This window comes from Solirubrum puertoriconensis (assembly GCF_001483135.1).
Taxonomy (GTDB): domain Bacteria; phylum Bacteroidota; class Bacteroidia; order Cytophagales; family Hymenobacteraceae; genus Solirubrum; species Solirubrum puertoriconensis.
The window spans coordinates 801,255-816,155 of sequence record NZ_LNAL01000006.1; the positions used below are offsets into that span (position 1 = coordinate 801,255).

At 61.5% G+C, this 14,901-nt stretch carries 15 protein-coding genes; 4 read left to right on the top strand and 11 right to left on the bottom strand.

The window, feature by feature from the left end; all coding sequences use genetic code 11:
- Nucleotides 1-11 precede the first annotated feature (11 nt).
- The 7 genes from ASU33_RS08255 to ASU33_RS08285 form a co-directional block, all read right to left on the bottom strand.
- Nucleotides 12-1,568, bottom strand: coding sequence for a polyamine aminopropyltransferase (locus ASU33_RS08255; protein ID WP_078062980.1), 1,557 nt, complete (start codon nucleotides 1,566-1,568; stop codon nucleotides 12-14).
- Entirely contained in the window at nucleotides 1,561-1,776 is a 216-nt protein-coding gene (locus ASU33_RS08260) for a DUF350 domain-containing protein (RefSeq protein WP_059070088.1), read from the bottom strand. The genes ASU33_RS08255 and ASU33_RS08260 overlap by 8 nt, the downstream gene beginning before the upstream one ends.
- 95 nt (nucleotides 1,777-1,871) lie before the next feature.
- Entirely contained in the window at nucleotides 1,872-2,066 is a 195-nt protein-coding gene (locus ASU33_RS08265) for a hypothetical protein (RefSeq protein WP_059070091.1), read from the bottom strand.
- 12 nt (nucleotides 2,067-2,078) lie between these two features.
- Nucleotides 2,079-3,401: a DUF4178 domain-containing protein gene (locus ASU33_RS08270; protein WP_059070092.1), complete on the bottom strand. Its 1,323-nt coding sequence runs from the start codon at nucleotides 3,399-3,401 to the stop codon at nucleotides 2,079-2,081.
- Nucleotides 3,398-3,754, bottom strand: a complete 357-nt coding sequence (locus ASU33_RS08275) for an S-adenosylmethionine decarboxylase family protein (protein WP_059070094.1) — start codon at nucleotides 3,752-3,754, stop codon at nucleotides 3,398-3,400. Before ASU33_RS08275 ends, ASU33_RS08270 begins: the two co-directional genes overlap by 4 nt.
- Before the next feature lie 110 nt (nucleotides 3,755-3,864).
- Nucleotides 3,865-4,542 (bottom strand): response regulator transcription factor, encoded by a 678-nt coding sequence (locus ASU33_RS08280; RefSeq protein ID WP_059070096.1) that lies wholly within the window; start codon nucleotides 4,540-4,542, stop codon nucleotides 3,865-3,867.
- Nucleotides 4,543-4,737: 195 nt separating this feature from the next.
- On the bottom strand, nucleotides 4,738-6,204 hold the full coding sequence (locus tag ASU33_RS08285; RefSeq protein WP_059070098.1) for a sensor histidine kinase: 1,467 nt from the start codon (nucleotides 6,202-6,204) through the stop codon (nucleotides 4,738-4,740).
- A gap of 149 nt (nucleotides 6,205-6,353) precedes the next feature.
- On the opposite strand from ASU33_RS08285, the gene ASU33_RS08290 reads away from it, so the two are divergent.
- The 4 genes from ASU33_RS08290 to ASU33_RS08305 all read left to right on the top strand — a co-directional run bounded on the left by ASU33_RS08290 (nucleotide 6,354) and on the right by ASU33_RS08305 (nucleotide 11,468).
- Nucleotides 6,354-7,154 carry a GLPGLI family protein gene (locus ASU33_RS08290; protein ID WP_059070099.1) on the top strand — a complete coding sequence of 267 codons (801 nt, stop codon included), beginning with the start codon at nucleotides 6,354-6,356 and terminating at the stop codon, nucleotides 7,152-7,154.
- Between the two features lie 124 nt (nucleotides 7,155-7,278).
- Nucleotides 7,279-10,122, top strand: coding sequence for an outer membrane beta-barrel protein (locus ASU33_RS08295; protein ID WP_149867110.1), 2,844 nt, complete (start codon nucleotides 7,279-7,281; stop codon nucleotides 10,120-10,122).
- 214 nt (nucleotides 10,123-10,336) lie between these two features.
- The gene (locus ASU33_RS08300) at nucleotides 10,337-11,098 is read left to right on the top strand and encodes a DUF305 domain-containing protein (RefSeq protein ID WP_160328161.1); all 762 of its coding nucleotides are present in this window, start codon (nucleotides 10,337-10,339) and stop codon (nucleotides 11,096-11,098) included.
- 118 nt (nucleotides 11,099-11,216) lie between these two features.
- Entirely contained in the window at nucleotides 11,217-11,468 is a 252-nt protein-coding gene (locus tag ASU33_RS08305) for a hypothetical protein (protein ID WP_059070105.1), read from the top strand.
- Between the two features lie 79 nt (nucleotides 11,469-11,547).
- Here ASU33_RS08305 and ASU33_RS08310 read toward each other — a convergent pair whose 3' ends face one another.
- The 4 genes from ASU33_RS08310 to ASU33_RS08325 all read right to left on the bottom strand — a co-directional run bounded on the left by ASU33_RS08310 (nucleotide 11,548) and on the right by ASU33_RS08325 (nucleotide 14,840).
- Nucleotides 11,548-12,420 carry a universal stress protein gene (locus ASU33_RS08310; RefSeq protein ID WP_059070107.1) on the bottom strand — a complete coding sequence of 291 codons (873 nt, stop codon included), beginning with the start codon at nucleotides 12,418-12,420 and terminating at the stop codon, nucleotides 11,548-11,550.
- Between the two features lie 45 nt (nucleotides 12,421-12,465).
- Entirely contained in the window at nucleotides 12,466-13,299 is an 834-nt protein-coding gene (locus ASU33_RS08315) for a universal stress protein (RefSeq protein WP_078062981.1), read from the bottom strand.
- Nucleotides 13,300-13,355: 56 nt separating this feature from the next.
- Nucleotides 13,356-14,177 carry a universal stress protein gene (locus ASU33_RS08320; RefSeq protein ID WP_059070112.1) on the bottom strand — a complete coding sequence of 274 codons (822 nt, stop codon included), beginning with the start codon at nucleotides 14,175-14,177 and terminating at the stop codon, nucleotides 13,356-13,358.
- A 207-nt stretch (nucleotides 14,178-14,384) separates the two neighbouring features.
- Entirely contained in the window at nucleotides 14,385-14,840 is a 456-nt protein-coding gene (locus ASU33_RS08325; RefSeq protein ID WP_059070114.1) for a globin family protein, read from the bottom strand.
- Between the last annotated feature and the right edge of the window lie 61 nt (nucleotides 14,841-14,901).

Genomic DNA, 14,901 nt, shown 5'->3' on the forward strand with positions numbered 1-14,901 from the left:
AGCTCGGCCACTTAGTGGGTGTAGGGGCCCCAATCTTCCTCGAAATAGCGTACCAGCGCTTGGTTGTTGAGCTGGTTGATGTCGGTGGGCAGCTCGGCCATATCCGGCGGAAACACCAGCATTTGCCGGATGCTCTGCGGCGTTACGTAGCGTAGGCCCTTGGGCAAGGGGCCCGCATCGGGGCGCCAGTGGCCGTTTCGGCCGGCCAGCACGTAGCCCCACTCGCCAAACGAGGGCACGTAGAGGTGGTACGGGATGGTATGGAAGCCCGAAGCCTGCAGCGTGTGGGTAATGCACCAAAACGAGCGCCGCGCCACGTAGGGCGAGGTACTTTGTACCACCATCAGGCCGCCGGGCGCCAGTAGCTTGTGCAGCTCCTGGTAAAACGAGGTGCTGTACAGCTTGCCGATGGAGTAATTGGAAGGGTCGGGAAAGTCGACCACGAGCAAGTCGTAGCGGGTGGTGTCCTGTCGTACCCACTGGTAAGCGTCGCCGTTGATCACCTGCACCTTGGGGTGCAGCAAGGCCCGTTGGTTGAGCGCCACCAGCATTTCGTTGCGCCGGAACAGCTCGGTCATGCCCGGGTCGAGGTCGACGAGGTGGATTTGCTGCAGCTGCGGGTAGCGCAGCAACTCGCGCACGGCCAGGCCGTCGCCGCCGCCTAGCACGAGCACGCGGCGCGCCCTAGGTAGCGCCTGCATGGCCGGGTGCACCAGGGCCTCGTGGTAGCGGTACTCATCCGAGGAGCTGAACTGCAGGTTGCCGTTCAGGAACAGGCGCAGCTCGCGGCTGTTTTTGGTAAGCACGATGCGCTGATAAGGCGTGCTTTTGCTGTAAATCACCTGATCCTGAAAAGCCAAGGTTTCGGTGTAGACTTGGATGCGCTCGGCGTACACAAATCCGGCTCCCAGAAAAAGCAGCGAGGCGGCTACCACGCCCAAAAAGGACCGGCGAAAGGAGCGGGTTTCTTCGAAACGAAGCAGCAGCACCGCGGCCACCGCCACGTTGAGCGCCCCGAAAAACAATGAGGTGCGTACCAAACCCAACTGCGGCACCAGCACCAGCGGAAAGATGAGCGAGGCCAGCAGCGCGCCGATGTAATCGAAGGTGAAAACCCGCGACACGAGGTCTTTGAACTCGAACCGGTTTTCCAGAATCCGCATCAGCAGTGGAATTTCCAGCCCCACCAAAATGCCCGTGAGGCCCACCAGCGTGTACAAAATCAGGCGGAAGGAGCTGACGTACTCGAACAGCACAAACAGCAGCGGAGCCGAAATGCCGCCCACCAGCCCCACCATGATTTCGAGGCGGATAAACCACTTCAGCAGCTGCCCATCGAGAAAGCGCGAAAGCCACGAGCCGATGCCCATGGAAAACAGGTACGCCCCGATGATGGTGGAGAACTGCGTAACGGAGTCGCCGAGCAGGTAGCTGGCCAGCGTGCCCGCTATCAGCTCGTAAATCAGCCCACAGGTGGCAATAACGAAAACCGAACCTAGGAGCAGGGCCGGTAAATGATCTGGGCCTGCCCGGCGCGGGGGCGCCGGCAGCACCGGTTGGTTAGCCATGAATTGCGGAACTGATAATCAGGGCTATGGCGACGATAAATGCGGCCGACACAATAGCCAAAGCGGTGTTGTGCTCCTCAATAATCTCTTTCCAGAGCGTGCGCGGCGTAATCTTCTCGAACACGAAAAAACTGATAAACAAAATCGCGATGCCGATAACCGAGTAGATAACCGACGCCGCGATGAGCTTGAAGTTGAGGTATTCCATGGGGAGGGATTAGGATCAGGAGTTAGGTTGTGGGTTGGGTTGCGCTTATTGAAGTCGCGCACCAACTGATGACGCGGGCTGTAGCCCGGCTGCAGTTATTTATGATAAAACCGACCTGTGCGGGTACCAGAGCCACCGCTACCGCCGCTGCGGTAGCCGTTGATGTTCTCGGTGCTTTCGTTGTCGTCGCCGAGCAGGCGGTTGCCGCGCAGGCCCGCCCACACAAAACCCGCGAAGGCCAATAAGGCCACCACGATGTAATAGCGGAGTTGGTAGAATTGGCGAAACATAGACAAGTACAGTTAGGCGCCTTGGGGGCCGTAGTCGCTGTTTTCCCAGCGCTGCTGCTCGTGAAAGCGACGCCGAAGAAACAGGATGGCGGGGTACACAAACAGTGCGCCCAGCAGCAGAAACAGATTCGACTGCAGCGTAGCGTTTTCGGTTACGCGCAGGCTGAAGGTGGTGGGCATGCCGCCCTGCGACGCGGGATAGATGTTGATGTGGTAGCGGCCCGATGGAACTTCGGCCAGCACCGCATCGGCCGAGGTGCTGCCTTCGCTCCAGCTTTCGCCGCCCTCGTAGCCGTGGTAGTACTCAATGCTTTTGGTGAACTCGTAGCTCTGGCCGGTTTTCTCGTTAACCAGCGTCACGGGTAATTCCAGCCAAGCGTTGTCAACATAGGCGTTTATATCAACCGCAATGGCGGTGGGGCCGTGCACCTCAAACGAATGCGTTACAATGTTGGCGCTGGGGCCTGCCGTGCTGCCACGAGCGGTATCGGGCTGCGTCGAGAAGTTTTCGTTCACGAGCAGATTGCTCGGGTTGGTCGCCGACATAAAGAACTGCGCCACCACCGTCAGCATGCACATGAACAGCGTGAAGCGCAGCAGCGGGAGCCAGGTGTCTTCGCCCGGCGCCGGCTGAACAGCCCCCGTGCCGCTGCGCCACGGCATTTCGTGGCTGGGCACGCCAAAGGCTTTGGCTACGGCCTTGGGCTCGATGTGCTCGGCGCGGTACCACTGCTGCTTTTTGCCGAACCGTTCTTTTTCCTCCACCAGCATGTGCGGCGGACTGATGTATTCGGCTACGAACAGCTTCTCGTCGTCGAAAACATCGTAGTCGTACTCGCCCACGGCATAGAGCACCTTGGGCTGGTACTTGTTGTACAGCCGGTAATCCAAATCGCCACTGGCTATGTAGGCGCTACGCGAGTTCGGAAACTGCACCTTGTAAAGGCGCTCGGTAGGTTGAATAAACGTCCAGTGGCCCTCGTACACGGCCAGTTGGGCGTACTTATCGGGGGCACTGAACAACGTGTACTCGCCCCAGCGGTACTGCTGAGCGTTCAGCTCGCAGCGCACCGAATAGCCCGCCACCACGTAAGTGCTGCCATCGAGCATAACACCCGAAGCACCTAGGGGAATAACTTGCTTCGGTTGCTGGGTGCTAGCCTTAAACTCCCCGATGACGCGCGGCGGCTTTGGGTCTTCGTACTCGAAATACGTATGGCACGCCGGGCAGCCGTAGTGCGTGCTGTTTTCGGTGTCGTAGTACGCGATGGTGGTATGGCACTGCGGGCACTCGAGCTGCGCCGTAGGCACCGATGGGGTAGCGGTTTCGCTCATCGGCACACTTCGGTTTTGCTTTGCTCGGTAGCCTGAAAGTAGCGCAACGTGGCCGCGTACAGGGCTTGCACGGTGGCTGAGTTGTCGCGCTGAAAATTCGACAAAAATACGTCGAACGTAGCCAGGCCGAACTCGGGCCAGGTATGAATGCTTAGGTGCGACTCGGTAAGCGCTACCACGGCAGTGAAGCCCCCATTACCCGGAAAGCGGTGGTAAGCTTCGCCTACTTTGCTCAGGCCCAACTGGTGTATCTGTGAATCGAAAAACACCCGGCAGCCTACCATATCGGTTAGCTGCGGCACGGGTGCGATAAACGTGGCCAGCACGTGCAGGCCCGGGGTATAAGTGCTCATCGGATAGAAGCGACCGGCTCGGCAATGGAGCGGGCCAAATGAAAGCGGCTACAGCTCCAAAACTAGCGCCCGACGAGCTTCGCTCCAACTCCACCTAGGCCCGAAACTGATCAGCTAATCAGCTTGTAGCCCACGCCGCGCACGTTCACGATTTGCACCTGCGGATCGTCTTTGAGGTAGCGGCGCAGGCGGGTGATAAACACATCGAGGCTGCGGCCGTTGAAGAAGTTGTCGTCGCCCCATAGCTCCTGCAGCACGGCGGTGCGCTCCAGCACTTGGTTGCGTTGGTCGTAGAGGCGCTTGAGCAGCTCGGCTTCGCGGTGGGTTAGGGCCTCTTCGTGGGGGCCTAGGTGCAGGCGTTGCTTCAGGTGGTCGAAGTGATACTGGCCGATTCGAAGGGTGGCGGGCTCATTGGGCGCAGCGGCAGGCGCCTGACCTAGGCGGGCTCGGATGCGCACAATCAGCTCATCCATGCTGAAGGGCTTTTTGAGGTAGTCGCTGCCGCCCAGTTCAAAGCCGCGCACCACGTCGGCAGGTTGCGAACGAGCCGTCAGGAAGATGATGGGCACGGTGCGGTTTTCGCGCCGGATTTGCTCGGCCAGCGAAAAGCCATCGAGCTTGGGCATCATCACATCCGCCACCACAATATCGGGACACTGCTGCCGAAACAACTTCAGGCCCTCTTCGCCATCGGCGGCGTATTGCACCGCGAAGCCTCGCACCTCCAGGCTGTCTTTTACAATCATACCTAGGGCTGGTTCGTCTTCGATTAGTAGAACAGAGGGCATGTTGTTGGAGGAATTGAGAGCGGAAGGTGAGAAGCTAAAGTTATAGTTAAGGCTAGCTCCCCTCCTCAGATGAGGAGGGGTTGGGGGTGGTTGATTAATCGTTGACCGGCAACTGGTACCAGCTTTCTAGCTCTATCCTTTCAACCACCCCCAACCCCTCCTCATCTGAGGAGGGGAGCTAGTATTAGCCTCGAACTAGTTGGGCAGCCACAGGCTGAACTCGCTGCCGCGGTTTGGCTCGCTGCGCACGGCAATGCGGCCGCCGTGGCGCTCCACCACTTGCCGCACGTAGTACAAACCGAGGCCAAAGCCTTTAATGGGGTGCAGGTTGCCTGTGGGCACCCGGAAGAACCGATCGAAAATGGCATCCTGGTAGTTCTTCGGAATGCCAATGCCGTCGTCTTGCACCGTGAGGCGCCAGCCGCCGTTGTCGTCGTGGTGGCCCCGTATGGCAATGCTTACCTGCTCGCGCGAGTACTTAATGGCGTTGTCGATGAGGTTGTTGATGACGTTGCCCACGTGCAGCGGATCGAGGTGCACCGAGTCAGAGGGGGCAATGTCGACGGTGAAGTGCACTGGTTTGGTGGCCTTCAGCTGGTGGCGCGTTACCAGCTCGCTCACCAGCTCGGCCGGGCGCACAGGCTCGGGGTTGATGGTAAGCGTTTGGCGCTCCTCCACGGCAATGTTTAGCACTTTCTCCACCAAATCGGAGAGGCGCTGCAACTCGTTGCGCGAAATGCTGAGGTAGGTTTGGGCCTTTTGCGGATCGTTGAGGGCGCCGAAATGCTGCATGGCCTCCACGGCTGCCGATACCGTTGCCAGCGGCGTCTTCAACTCGTGCGTCATGTTGTTGATGAAGTCGTTCTTCACCTCCGAGAGCTTCTTCTGCTTCAGGATGGTGCTCAGCATCAGCAGAAAGCATCCCGTGGTTAGGCCCAGCAGCAACACCGAGCCACCCAGCAGCCCGCCCATTTGCCGCAAGATGTAGTACGTGGGCGTCGGGAACGACGCCTGCACGTACAGCGAGCGGAGCGGATTAAGCGGAACGGGGGGCGTTTGTACGGGGTAGCCCACCGGGGCGGGTTTGCTGGGCGGCAGGGCACCTAGGCCAGCGGCGCGCGGGACCGAAAGGGTATCCAGCTTCAGGTCGGAGTCGGCGCCGCGCAGGCGCAGCTCGGCGCGGTAAGCCTTGGTTAGCTTCTGCAGATCGACATTGCGGCCACCGGCCCAATCGTCGATGATGATACGCGAAATATTGCGTGCCACCGTATCGGCCTCGGCTGAAGTACGGAGGGAAGGCCGCCGCTTGTGAATCTCGATGCGCTTGGTAGCAGCAAAGCGGCGTTTGCCTTGGCGGCGGTTGGTATCGGTAGGAGAGGCACTGTCGGGCGACACCAGCACGATGCGGTTGACGCTGCCGTTTTCGGAAGTGAACTGCCGTACAAATAGCTTGTTGGGCACGCGGCCGGGCTCCATCACCAGCTCGCGCGCACCGGCCAGTAGTTGGCGCTGCGCGGTAGCCAGCAAGGCCTCGCGCACCGTGCGGTTGAACTGGGCCGTGGTGAGCTGGTAGGTATTGTAAAGCCAATACGCCTGAAAGCCGTTGATGCCCAGGATGCAAACCGCCATGAGCCAGAAGATAGAGCGGATGCGGCTTTTCATGAGATGACGAAGCAAGTGTGCACCAACGAAAATACTACCCCCCGGCGGGCTGTAAGTGGCCGTTAACACACTTTAACACAATATAACAGTGCTTTACACGGCAGCATCGGTGCTTTGCAAGCGTCAATCAACCCAACTCTCTTGCTGCCATGAAACCCTTGCTCATGTTCCTGCTCCTGCTGCTGCTCACCGGCACCAGCGTGTTTGCCCCGGCCAATGCCCAAACCACCTCGGGCCGCATTATGTACGAAGGCACCCGCCGCATCGACCCCAACTCCATGCGCGTGGTGATAAACGGGCAGGAGATAAAGCCCGGCAGCCCCGATTTCCCCTCCGACATACCCGACGTGCGCAGCTTTGCCATGACGCTGAGTTTTGCCAACGGCTACGCCAAGGAGGAGCGCGAAGGCGGCGCCGTGATGCGCACCATGGTAAGCAGCTCCGGTGCAGCCCCGCAGGTAACCAACATCGGCCGGCCGTTTGAGGAAGCCGTGTACCTCAACCTGAATGAGCGGGCCACCAGCACCGTGCTCACCCTGAAAAAGGATAACGCCACCACCGTGTACCGCGCCGATGCGCCCATGGCCAAGCAACCCACCGGCTGGCAAACCACCGAGCAAACCAAGAAAATTGCGGGTTACACCTGCCGCAAAGCCACCGTGCCTTACCAGAAGGAAACCTACACGGTGTGGTATACCACTGAGCTGCCCTTCACCTACTCACCCATTCGGGACCTCACGCCGGAGAAAGGCGTGGTGCTGGCCATTGAGGGCTCGAAAGAACAGTTTCGGGCCAACAAGGTGGAGCTGAAGCCGGTGAAAGACGCCGACGTGCGCCCCAGCGAACAAGCCAAAACCGTTACGGCCGAGGAGCTGAAAGACCTGCGCGACAAAGCCAGCGCCGACTTCCGCCAGCGCATGATGGACGAAGTGGGCACCCGCGCCAATTAGGGCGGCGGGGCATTGCCCCGCCGCAACCCGCCTGTTGCTTACCCATTGCACACCTGGTTTGCACCTAGGGCTTGGCCGCGCCTTGCCCATACTCCGGCACCTTATGCGCTACTGTATACTTTTGATGATTAGCTGGCTGAGCTGCGTGGCTGGCACGTTCGCGCAGCAGCCGGCAGCTCCGCGGCCCAGCAGCGGGCAAGTGCGCGGCGCCGTGGCCGACTCGCTCACTGGTAAGCCCTTGCGCGAGGCCTCGGTGTCGTTGCTGGCGGCCAAGGATTCGTCGTACCTGAGCTTTACGATAACCGATGGCGACGGCAACTTTACGTTGCGCAACGTGGCTCCCGGCCGCTACTTTCTGCTGCTCACCTTTCTGGGCTACAAAAGCAAGCTGCAGCCCATTAGCCTGACGGCTGCCAGCCCGAGTTTGGAGATGGGTACGCTGCGACTGCGCGCGGTTTCGCAAACCCTAGGTGAGGTGGTGGTGCAGCAGGAGCGGGCCCCCGTAAGTATGCAGGGCGATACGCTGGCGTTCAACGCCCGAGCTTTCAAAACGCAACCCAACGCCGCTGTGGAAAGCCTGCTGAAAAAACTGCCCGGCGTGGAGGTAGACCGCGACGGCACCATTCGGGCCCAGGGCCAACAGGTAAACCGCGTGCTGGTAGATGGCAAACCCTTCTTCGGCGACGACCCCAAAATGGCTACACGCAACCTGCCGGCCAACATCATCGATCAGGTGCAGCTGTACAACCAGCAGAGCGACCAGGCGCAGTTTTCGGGCATCGACGACGGCTCGCAACAGAAGACCATCAACCTGGTAACCAAGCGCGACAAGCGCAAGGGATACTTCGGCACCGAGCAACTGGGCTTGGGTACCGATGGCCGCTACCGCGCGCAATTGGGCCTGAACCGCTTCAACAACGGCCGGCAGATTTCCGCCCTGGGTCAGGCCAACAACGTCAACCAACTGGGCTTTTCCGACGATGGTGCCCCCGCGGCCGGCGACCTAAGCAGCGGCCCCAGCGCCCTAGGTGGTGGGCTGTCCGGCGGCTTTGGGGGCGTAGGTGGGCCCATGGGCGGTGGCGCTACCATGGTGATGCAAGGCGGGCGCGGCGGGGGAGGTGGCTCGGCGGGCGGCATCAACAACCAGCCCAGCAGCATTACCGAATCGATGGCGGGCGGGCTGAACTACCGCGACGCCTGGGGCAAGCGCGCCGAAGTGGCTACCAGCTACTTTGCCAGCCGCACTACGGTACGTACTGAGCAGCTGAGCCGCCGCGAAAACGTGGCGGGCATCACCCGGCCCAACGGCGAGGCCGGTCCGGCGCTCATTACCGACTTGGATGCCGCCGCGCGCAACCGCACGCTTAGCCAGCGCTTCAACTTTCGGCTCGACTACAAGCTGGATTCGCTTACCTCGCTGCGCTTTACGCCCAGCCTGTGGTGGCAAAATACCGAGCAGCGGCGGCGCAACAACCAACAAACCAGCTTGGGTGAGCGGCTGCTCAACACCAGCCAGAACCACTACGATGCCACGGCCGATAACCTGTGGGGTGGGGGCAACCTGTTGCTGATGCGCAAATTTGCCAAGCCGGGCCGCACCTTTTCGGCCAACCTGAATGCGGTGCTCAACAACCAAGAGGGCGAAGCCTTTAACCGCGCCAACAACACCTTCTTCGGCCCCGATGGCACGCCGCGCAGCAATGTGCTCGATCAGCGCATCGGGCAGGATTACCCCGCCCGCTCGCAGGCGCTGAACCTCTCGTACACCGAGCCGCTCAGCCTGCAAAGCAAGCTGGAGCTGCACTACAACCTGGCCAATTCGCGCAGCAGCGCCATGCGCTTACTGGATGATTACAACGAAGCCACCAGCCGCTACGACTTGCGCAACCCCCTGCTCAGCAACCAATTCGAGAGCGGGTTTCTGACGAACCGCGCCGGCCTTACTTGGCAAACCCGCCGCCTGCGCTACGGCTACTCCCTAGGTGTGGATGCCCAGCAAGCCGAGCTAACAGTTGACAACCAAAGCCTAGATACTGAGCTGGCGCGCCGCTACCGCACGCTGCTGCCCAATGCCATGTTCAACTACAATGGCACCCGCAACCGCAGCCTACGCCTCAACTACCGCACGCGCCTGCAGGCACCCACCGCCACGCAGCTGCAACCCGTGCCCGACAACACCAATCCGCTGTTCGTGCGCCTTGGCAACCCGGCGTTGGCGCCCGAGTATTACCACACGCTGTCTGCCACCTACAACCAGTTCAATGCCAGCAACAACCGCAGCATCTTTGGCTTGCTCTCGGGCAACCAGGTGCAAGACCGCATCGTGTCCTCGACTGCATTTGACGCCAACGGCGTGCAAACAACCCGCCCCGTGAATGCTAACGGATTTTACAGCCTGAACGGGTTTATGTCTATGGGTCAGCGTTTAAGCTGGCATAAGCTAAACCTGAACCTGAGCACCAACGGCAACTACACCCGCAGCATCAGCTACGTAAACGAGCAAGCCAACGAGGCCCGCAACTGGAGCCTGGGGCAGGGCATTAGCCTCAATTCGGCCTTCAACGATGCGCTGGAATTTGGCCTTTCGGGCAACGTTACGTACCAGCGGGCCAGCTACTCGCTGCTGGCGCAGCAGAACACCTCGTACTGGACACAAACCCTCAGCGCCGACGTGCACTATCAGCTGCCCAACCGCTGGGTCGTTACTTCCGATTTGTGGTTTACCAACTACGCCGGGCGCTCAGCAGGCTTCAACCAGGCCGTAGCGCTCTGGAACGTGGGCGTGGCGCGGCAGTTTTTCGCCAACAAGCAAGGCGAGCTGAAGTTGCAGGCCTACGACTTGCTGAAGCAGAACCGCAGCCTGGTGCGCAACGTGACGGATACCTACCTCGAAGACGTGCGCAGCCGGGTGCTCACGCGCTACTTCATGCTAAGCTTCAGCTACAACCTGCGCCAGTTCGGTAAGTAGGCGCTGCAAAGCCACGGTATTAAGCCCTGGGTGCCGAACGCATTTTCGATACCCAGGGCTTATTGCTGCCCGATTGAACCCGCAGCCCGCGGCCTGCGTTCGAGGCCTTAAGTTTTGGCTGATGCGGCTTAACCTCAACAATTTAGCTGCAAACTTCTGGCCCAAACCGCCGTACACGCACACCTTTGCTTACAACACACTCCGTACCATGCGCATGAAAAGCCACTACCTGTTGCTTGCCACTTTGGCCACTGCCGTTGCCTGCACCCGTACCGATCAGGTGCGCTCGAATCCCGAGCGCGTGATTGATCGGGATAGTGCCTCGACCGATGTGGCCATTGCGGCCGATACGGCTGCGCTTGCTACTGCCGCGCCCACCGCTACTCCCACCGCAGCAACGGCGGGCGCATCGGGTAAAAGCACCCTGAACCCTGCCGTGGTAGAGGCCGCTGCCAACCTTACCGTGGCCCTGAACCGCGACGCGCAGCGCCTCTCGGAGGTGCGCGCCACCGGCAACACCGACCACGACTTTGCCGCCATGATGGCCGAGCACGCCCTAGGTGCCGTCGACCTGGCCCGCGTGGAGCTGCGCGATGGCAAGAACCCCGAGCTACGCCGCATGGCCGAGCAAATAATTACCGAGCGCCCGGCCCAGGCCGAGCGCCTGAGCGTAACGGCCAAACGCTTGGCGGGCGCCAAAGCCAACTACAACACCCTCGATGCCACCGACCCCTACAAAGCCCGCCTGATTGGGGTGATGCGCATCATGAAACAACCGCTGGTTTCGTCGGAGAAGATTGACGTGGACTTTGCCCGTTTGCTGCGCATTCACACGCAAAGCGGCATTGCGCTTACCAACGCCGTAATTGCCCACGGACGCGACGCCGAGGTAAAGAAGCTGGCCCAGCGCCTAACTACCGAGCAAACGGCTTCTTTGGCTCAGATTGATACCTGGCTGCAGCGCAACGAGCGGTAAGGGAGCAGCCCTAGGTTGCTGCGGGCGGTAGCTCGGCCGGAACATTGGGCCAGCGGTGGCGTAAGGGCAGGTAGCCGCACGCCCGACTGATGTTCTCCTTCATTCCTTCGCCAACGCCATGAAACGTACTTTCTTGCTGCCGGCTGTGCTGCTCACCTTGCTATTGGGCGCCTGCAACAGCGGCTCTAACCAAGCCAGCACCGACGCCGACAATCCCAATACCGAAGCCGCCGCCAGTGCCAACTCTACCAGCGGCACCGGCACGGCCGCTACCGCCGCCGAGGGCGTAACCCGCGACTCGACCTCGGCCGATGGCTTGGCCGACGAATCGGCCAGCGGCAACAAAAAAACCGGAATCGATCCGGAATAGCCTACCCGCATACAAAGCCCGCCGGCAGCTCCCAACCTAGGGTCAGGAGCTGCCGGCGGGCTTGTGTTTGGAGCATGGGTTAGTCGTGGGCCGGCAGCACCAACACGGGCACGGGGCACAGCTGCATCAGCCGATCGGTAACGCTACGATGAAACAGCTCGCCCAGCACGCTGTGGCGGCGGGCAATAACTACCAGCAGCTCGGCTTTGGTGTCCTCCACGGCTTGCAGCAGGCCGTGCGCGGTGGAGAGGTGCTGAAAAGCGCGGGTGTGCACCTGCCGGGCTCCTTCGCACAGGCCGCTTTGCTCCACCTGATACCGCGCGGCCAGGCAGTAGTCGTCGGTTTCGAGTACGGATACGTTTACCACCGTCAGGTCGGGCTCGAGCTCGGTGAGCAGCAGCCGGGCGCCCGTGGCCGCATCATCGAGCTGAAACGCGTCGCCATCGGCGGCTACGGCTACGTGGCTGGGGCAGGAGGTGCCGCGGTATCTTTCGGGCACAAGCAGCACCGGAAACTGCCCGGTGCGCAGCACCTCCAGCACAGCGGTGCTCAGCTCGGCCTCCTGCGCGGCCGAGCGGCCCACCACAAACAGCGCCGGTTGGTAGCGCTTGGCCAGGCTTAGGGCTACATCGGACTGCAGACTGGGCACCAGCTCCACGCTGGTAGGCACGTACACCTCGTCGGCCAGCGCGTTCAGGGCCATCAGCAGCTCACCGTCGCGCTCGTGGGTGTCGCTAAGCCAAGAGGCATCGGTAGCGTCATCTTCGAACACGGCAACCTGCCGCACGTGCAGCAGCACCAGTTGCGCACCTAGGGGCGCCGCCAGCTCGGCCGCGTACCGAATGGCTCGGTGCGCGGCCGGAAAGAAGTTGGTGAGCACAATCAGCGACAGCGGCGTGCCGGGAGGCGCAGCCAGCTTCGCCGGCTTTGGTTGGGCGGTAAGTTGTGGCATGGCAAATATGGCTTAGCTGTGGCTGATGTGGATGGGCCTGGGTGCTTACTGCGTGTGCAGCACCAGCACCGGCACGGGACTGTGGCTCATTACCTGCGCCGTAACGCTGCGGTGGAACAAGCCGCCGAAAAAGCTGTGGGGCCGCGCCAGCATCACCACGGCATCGGCCTGCAAATCGGCCACGGCTTGCACAATGCCCTCGGCGGGGTCTTCGTCGCGCACTTCGTAGAGGCGGTTGTCGGGCACTTGCTCGAACAGTCCGGCGCGGCGCACGTGGGCCAAGGCTGCCTGCGCATTGGCGGCTGCCAGCGGCCCCTCCGCCGACACGTGCACCACCGCGGGGTCGGCTTTGAGGGCAGCAAACAACGGCTTGGTATTGGCCGAGGCCGCGTTGAGCTGAAAGGGGTGTCGATCGGCCGCTATCAGTACCCGCGTGGGCAGCTTGGCCTGGCCGGGTTGCTCGGGCACTACCAACAGCGGAAAATGCACCGCCCGCAGCGAAGGCAAGGCTAAGTTGCTCACCAGCCGATCGAGAAAGTTATCGGCGTGCTCGCGGCCTACCACCAACAGCAGCGGGTGGTAGCGCTGCACAGTATCGGCTACCACCTCCGATATACTGCTCGACGACACGGCTACCTCGGCAGGTACCGGCAGTTTTTCGGCCAGCTGCTGCAGGTGCTGCGTTACCTCCTGCTGGGTTTGGTAATAGGCCTCCACGGGCACCGTCACCAGCGCTGTTTCGGTTACCAGCAAGGGGTCTTGGTAGAGGTGCAGCAGCACCAAACGCGCCGAGAGTTGCTCGGCCAGGCTGGTAGCGCAACGCAAGGCTGCCTCAGCGCCCGGCGAGAAGTCCATCAGCACAACGAGGGAGGGAGACATGGGTGTGATTGGTTGGGAAGAGAGGGAGAACAAGGAAGGAGCAACCAAGGGGCCGCTTATTCGGCGGCGGGCAGCAACAGCACGGGCAGCGGGCTTTCGGCCACTACCTGCGCCGTTACGCTGCGGTGAAACAGGCTGCCAAACAAGCTGCGCCGCCGCGCAATGAGCACCAGCAAATCGGCCTTTACCTCGTGGGCAGCTTGCAGAATGCCAGCCGCCGTTTCGGCTTGGTGCACGGTGTGCACGTGGGTAGCGGGTATTTCGGATGATATTCCGGCCGTACGGGCCAGTTTAAGCAAGCTTTCCGGCGTGGGTTCGGGCTCGTTGGTGGGGGCCACGTGCAGCAAGTTGAGGCTGGCACCTAGGCAGCCTTGCAGGCGGTGCAGCAGGTCTTCTTGCTGCATAATGGTGAAGGGATTGTCGTCGATAGCCACGGCTATGCGGTGGGGCGGCACGGTACCCCAGCCCACGGTGGGCACCACCAGCAGTGGCCGGTGCACGGTGCGCATCAAATCAACGGTGGCTCCGGTTACCAGGTCGGAGGGTGAGTAGGCGGTGCCGGGGCGGCCCAGCACCAGCATCAGCGGGTGGTGGTGCTCCACCGATTCGCGAATGGCATCGGGCAGAAACGCGTCGGAAATCTCGGCCACGGCGGGCACGGGCTGCTGCTCGGCCAACTGCACGAGCTGGTGAGCAGCTTTCCGTTCTTCGCGGTGGGCGCGGTAGGTGCCGTGCTCGGCCGGGTCGAGCAGAGCATCGTGCTGCACGTGCAGCAGCACCAACTGGGCACCCAGGGGCTCGGCCAGCTCGCCGGCATAGGAAAGCGCCCGGTTCGACACGGCAAAGAAGTCGGTAAGTACAATAATGGAAGGCGTCATGGTGCTTAGGTGCTTGGTAAGCCGGCAGCCCGGCCGAGTAGGAGTGGGGGAGGCAGAATTGGGCGGGTATTCAGGAGCAGGTGCTTGGCTTTCAGTAGCGTATGCGCTACCGGGCAGCCGAGCCACTAGGGTGCGCTGATGTCGCCAGCCGAATGCTCGGGAGGCAAATGAGGCATACTGCCCTAGGTGGAGTAGCCGCCGTTTCGGCTAGTGGGCAAAAGCCGAGCGGGTAGCCGGCTCGGCCACGCGCCAGGCCGTGTGCCGGCGTGGGCGCTGCACCGCGGGTTGCGGGCGGTGCAGATTGTGGTGCTGCAGCATCACGGCCAAATTGGCGGTTTTGGCCTTCAGCTCCTCGGCTTGGTGGCGGGGGTAGTGCGCATCAAGGGTTTCGGCCAGCACCTGTTGCCACCGCCCAAACGCGGCCAATAAGTGCGATATAGGCTGCTGGCGCGGAAAAGGCCGTCCTTCGTAACAGGTGCCTTGCATTACGCTCTCCCAAAAAAGGTACACCACGTCGGGCTGCGGCACCCGGGCTAGGCTGGCCTGGTCGCCAAACAGGGGGCGCAGCATGGCATCCAGGCTGATGCGCCGGTACAAATCGTGCACGAAGGCTTTGGGGTTGGCCGCGGGTCGCTGGGCCATGAGCGAAGCTAAAGCAGGCATGGTAACTGGTCGAGAGGAACAACACGCGGAAGCAAAAGCAGCGGAACCCGGGGCGGAGTCA

What these genes read in the sequence shown, in the direction of transcription:
- ASU33_RS08255 (WP_078062980.1), bottom strand. Translation starts at nt 1,568, where the DNA reads ATGGCTAACCAACCGGTGCTGCCGGCGCCCCCGCGCCGGGCAGGCCCA.
- ASU33_RS08260 (WP_059070088.1), bottom strand. Translation starts at nt 1,776, where the DNA reads ATGGAATACCTCAACTTCAAGCTCATCGCGGCGTCGGTTATCTACTCG.
- ASU33_RS08265 (WP_059070091.1), bottom strand. Translation starts at nt 2,066, where the DNA reads ATGTTTCGCCAATTCTACCAACTCCGCTATTACATCGTGGTGGCCTTA.
- ASU33_RS08270 (WP_059070092.1), bottom strand. Translation starts at nt 3,401, where the DNA reads ATGAGCGAAACCGCTACCCCATCGGTGCCTACGGCGCAGCTCGAGTGC.
- ASU33_RS08275 (WP_059070094.1), bottom strand. Translation starts at nt 3,754, where the DNA reads ATGAGCACTTATACCCCGGGCCTGCACGTGCTGGCCACGTTTATCGCA.
- ASU33_RS08280 (WP_059070096.1), bottom strand. Translation starts at nt 4,542, where the DNA reads ATGCCCTCTGTTCTACTAATCGAAGACGAACCAGCCCTAGGTATGATT.
- ASU33_RS08285 (WP_059070098.1), bottom strand. Translation starts at nt 6,204, where the DNA reads ATGAAAAGCCGCATCCGCTCTATCTTCTGGCTCATGGCGGTTTGCATC.
- ASU33_RS08290 (WP_059070099.1), top strand. Translation starts at nt 6,354, where the DNA reads ATGAAACCCTTGCTCATGTTCCTGCTCCTGCTGCTGCTCACCGGCACC.
- ASU33_RS08295 (WP_149867110.1), top strand. Translation starts at nt 7,279, where the DNA reads ATGATTAGCTGGCTGAGCTGCGTGGCTGGCACGTTCGCGCAGCAGCCG.
- ASU33_RS08300 (WP_160328161.1), top strand. Translation starts at nt 10,337, where the DNA reads ATGAAAAGCCACTACCTGTTGCTTGCCACTTTGGCCACTGCCGTTGCC.
- ASU33_RS08305 (WP_059070105.1), top strand. Translation starts at nt 11,217, where the DNA reads ATGAAACGTACTTTCTTGCTGCCGGCTGTGCTGCTCACCTTGCTATTG.
- ASU33_RS08310 (WP_059070107.1), bottom strand. Translation starts at nt 12,420, where the DNA reads ATGCCACAACTTACCGCCCAACCAAAGCCGGCGAAGCTGGCTGCGCCT.
- ASU33_RS08315 (WP_078062981.1), bottom strand. Translation starts at nt 13,299, where the DNA reads ATGTCTCCCTCCCTCGTTGTGCTGATGGACTTCTCGCCGGGCGCTGAG.
- ASU33_RS08320 (WP_059070112.1), bottom strand. Translation starts at nt 14,177, where the DNA reads ATGACGCCTTCCATTATTGTACTTACCGACTTCTTTGCCGTGTCGAAC.
- ASU33_RS08325 (WP_059070114.1), bottom strand. Translation starts at nt 14,840, where the DNA reads ATGCCTGCTTTAGCTTCGCTCATGGCCCAGCGACCCGCGGCCAACCCC.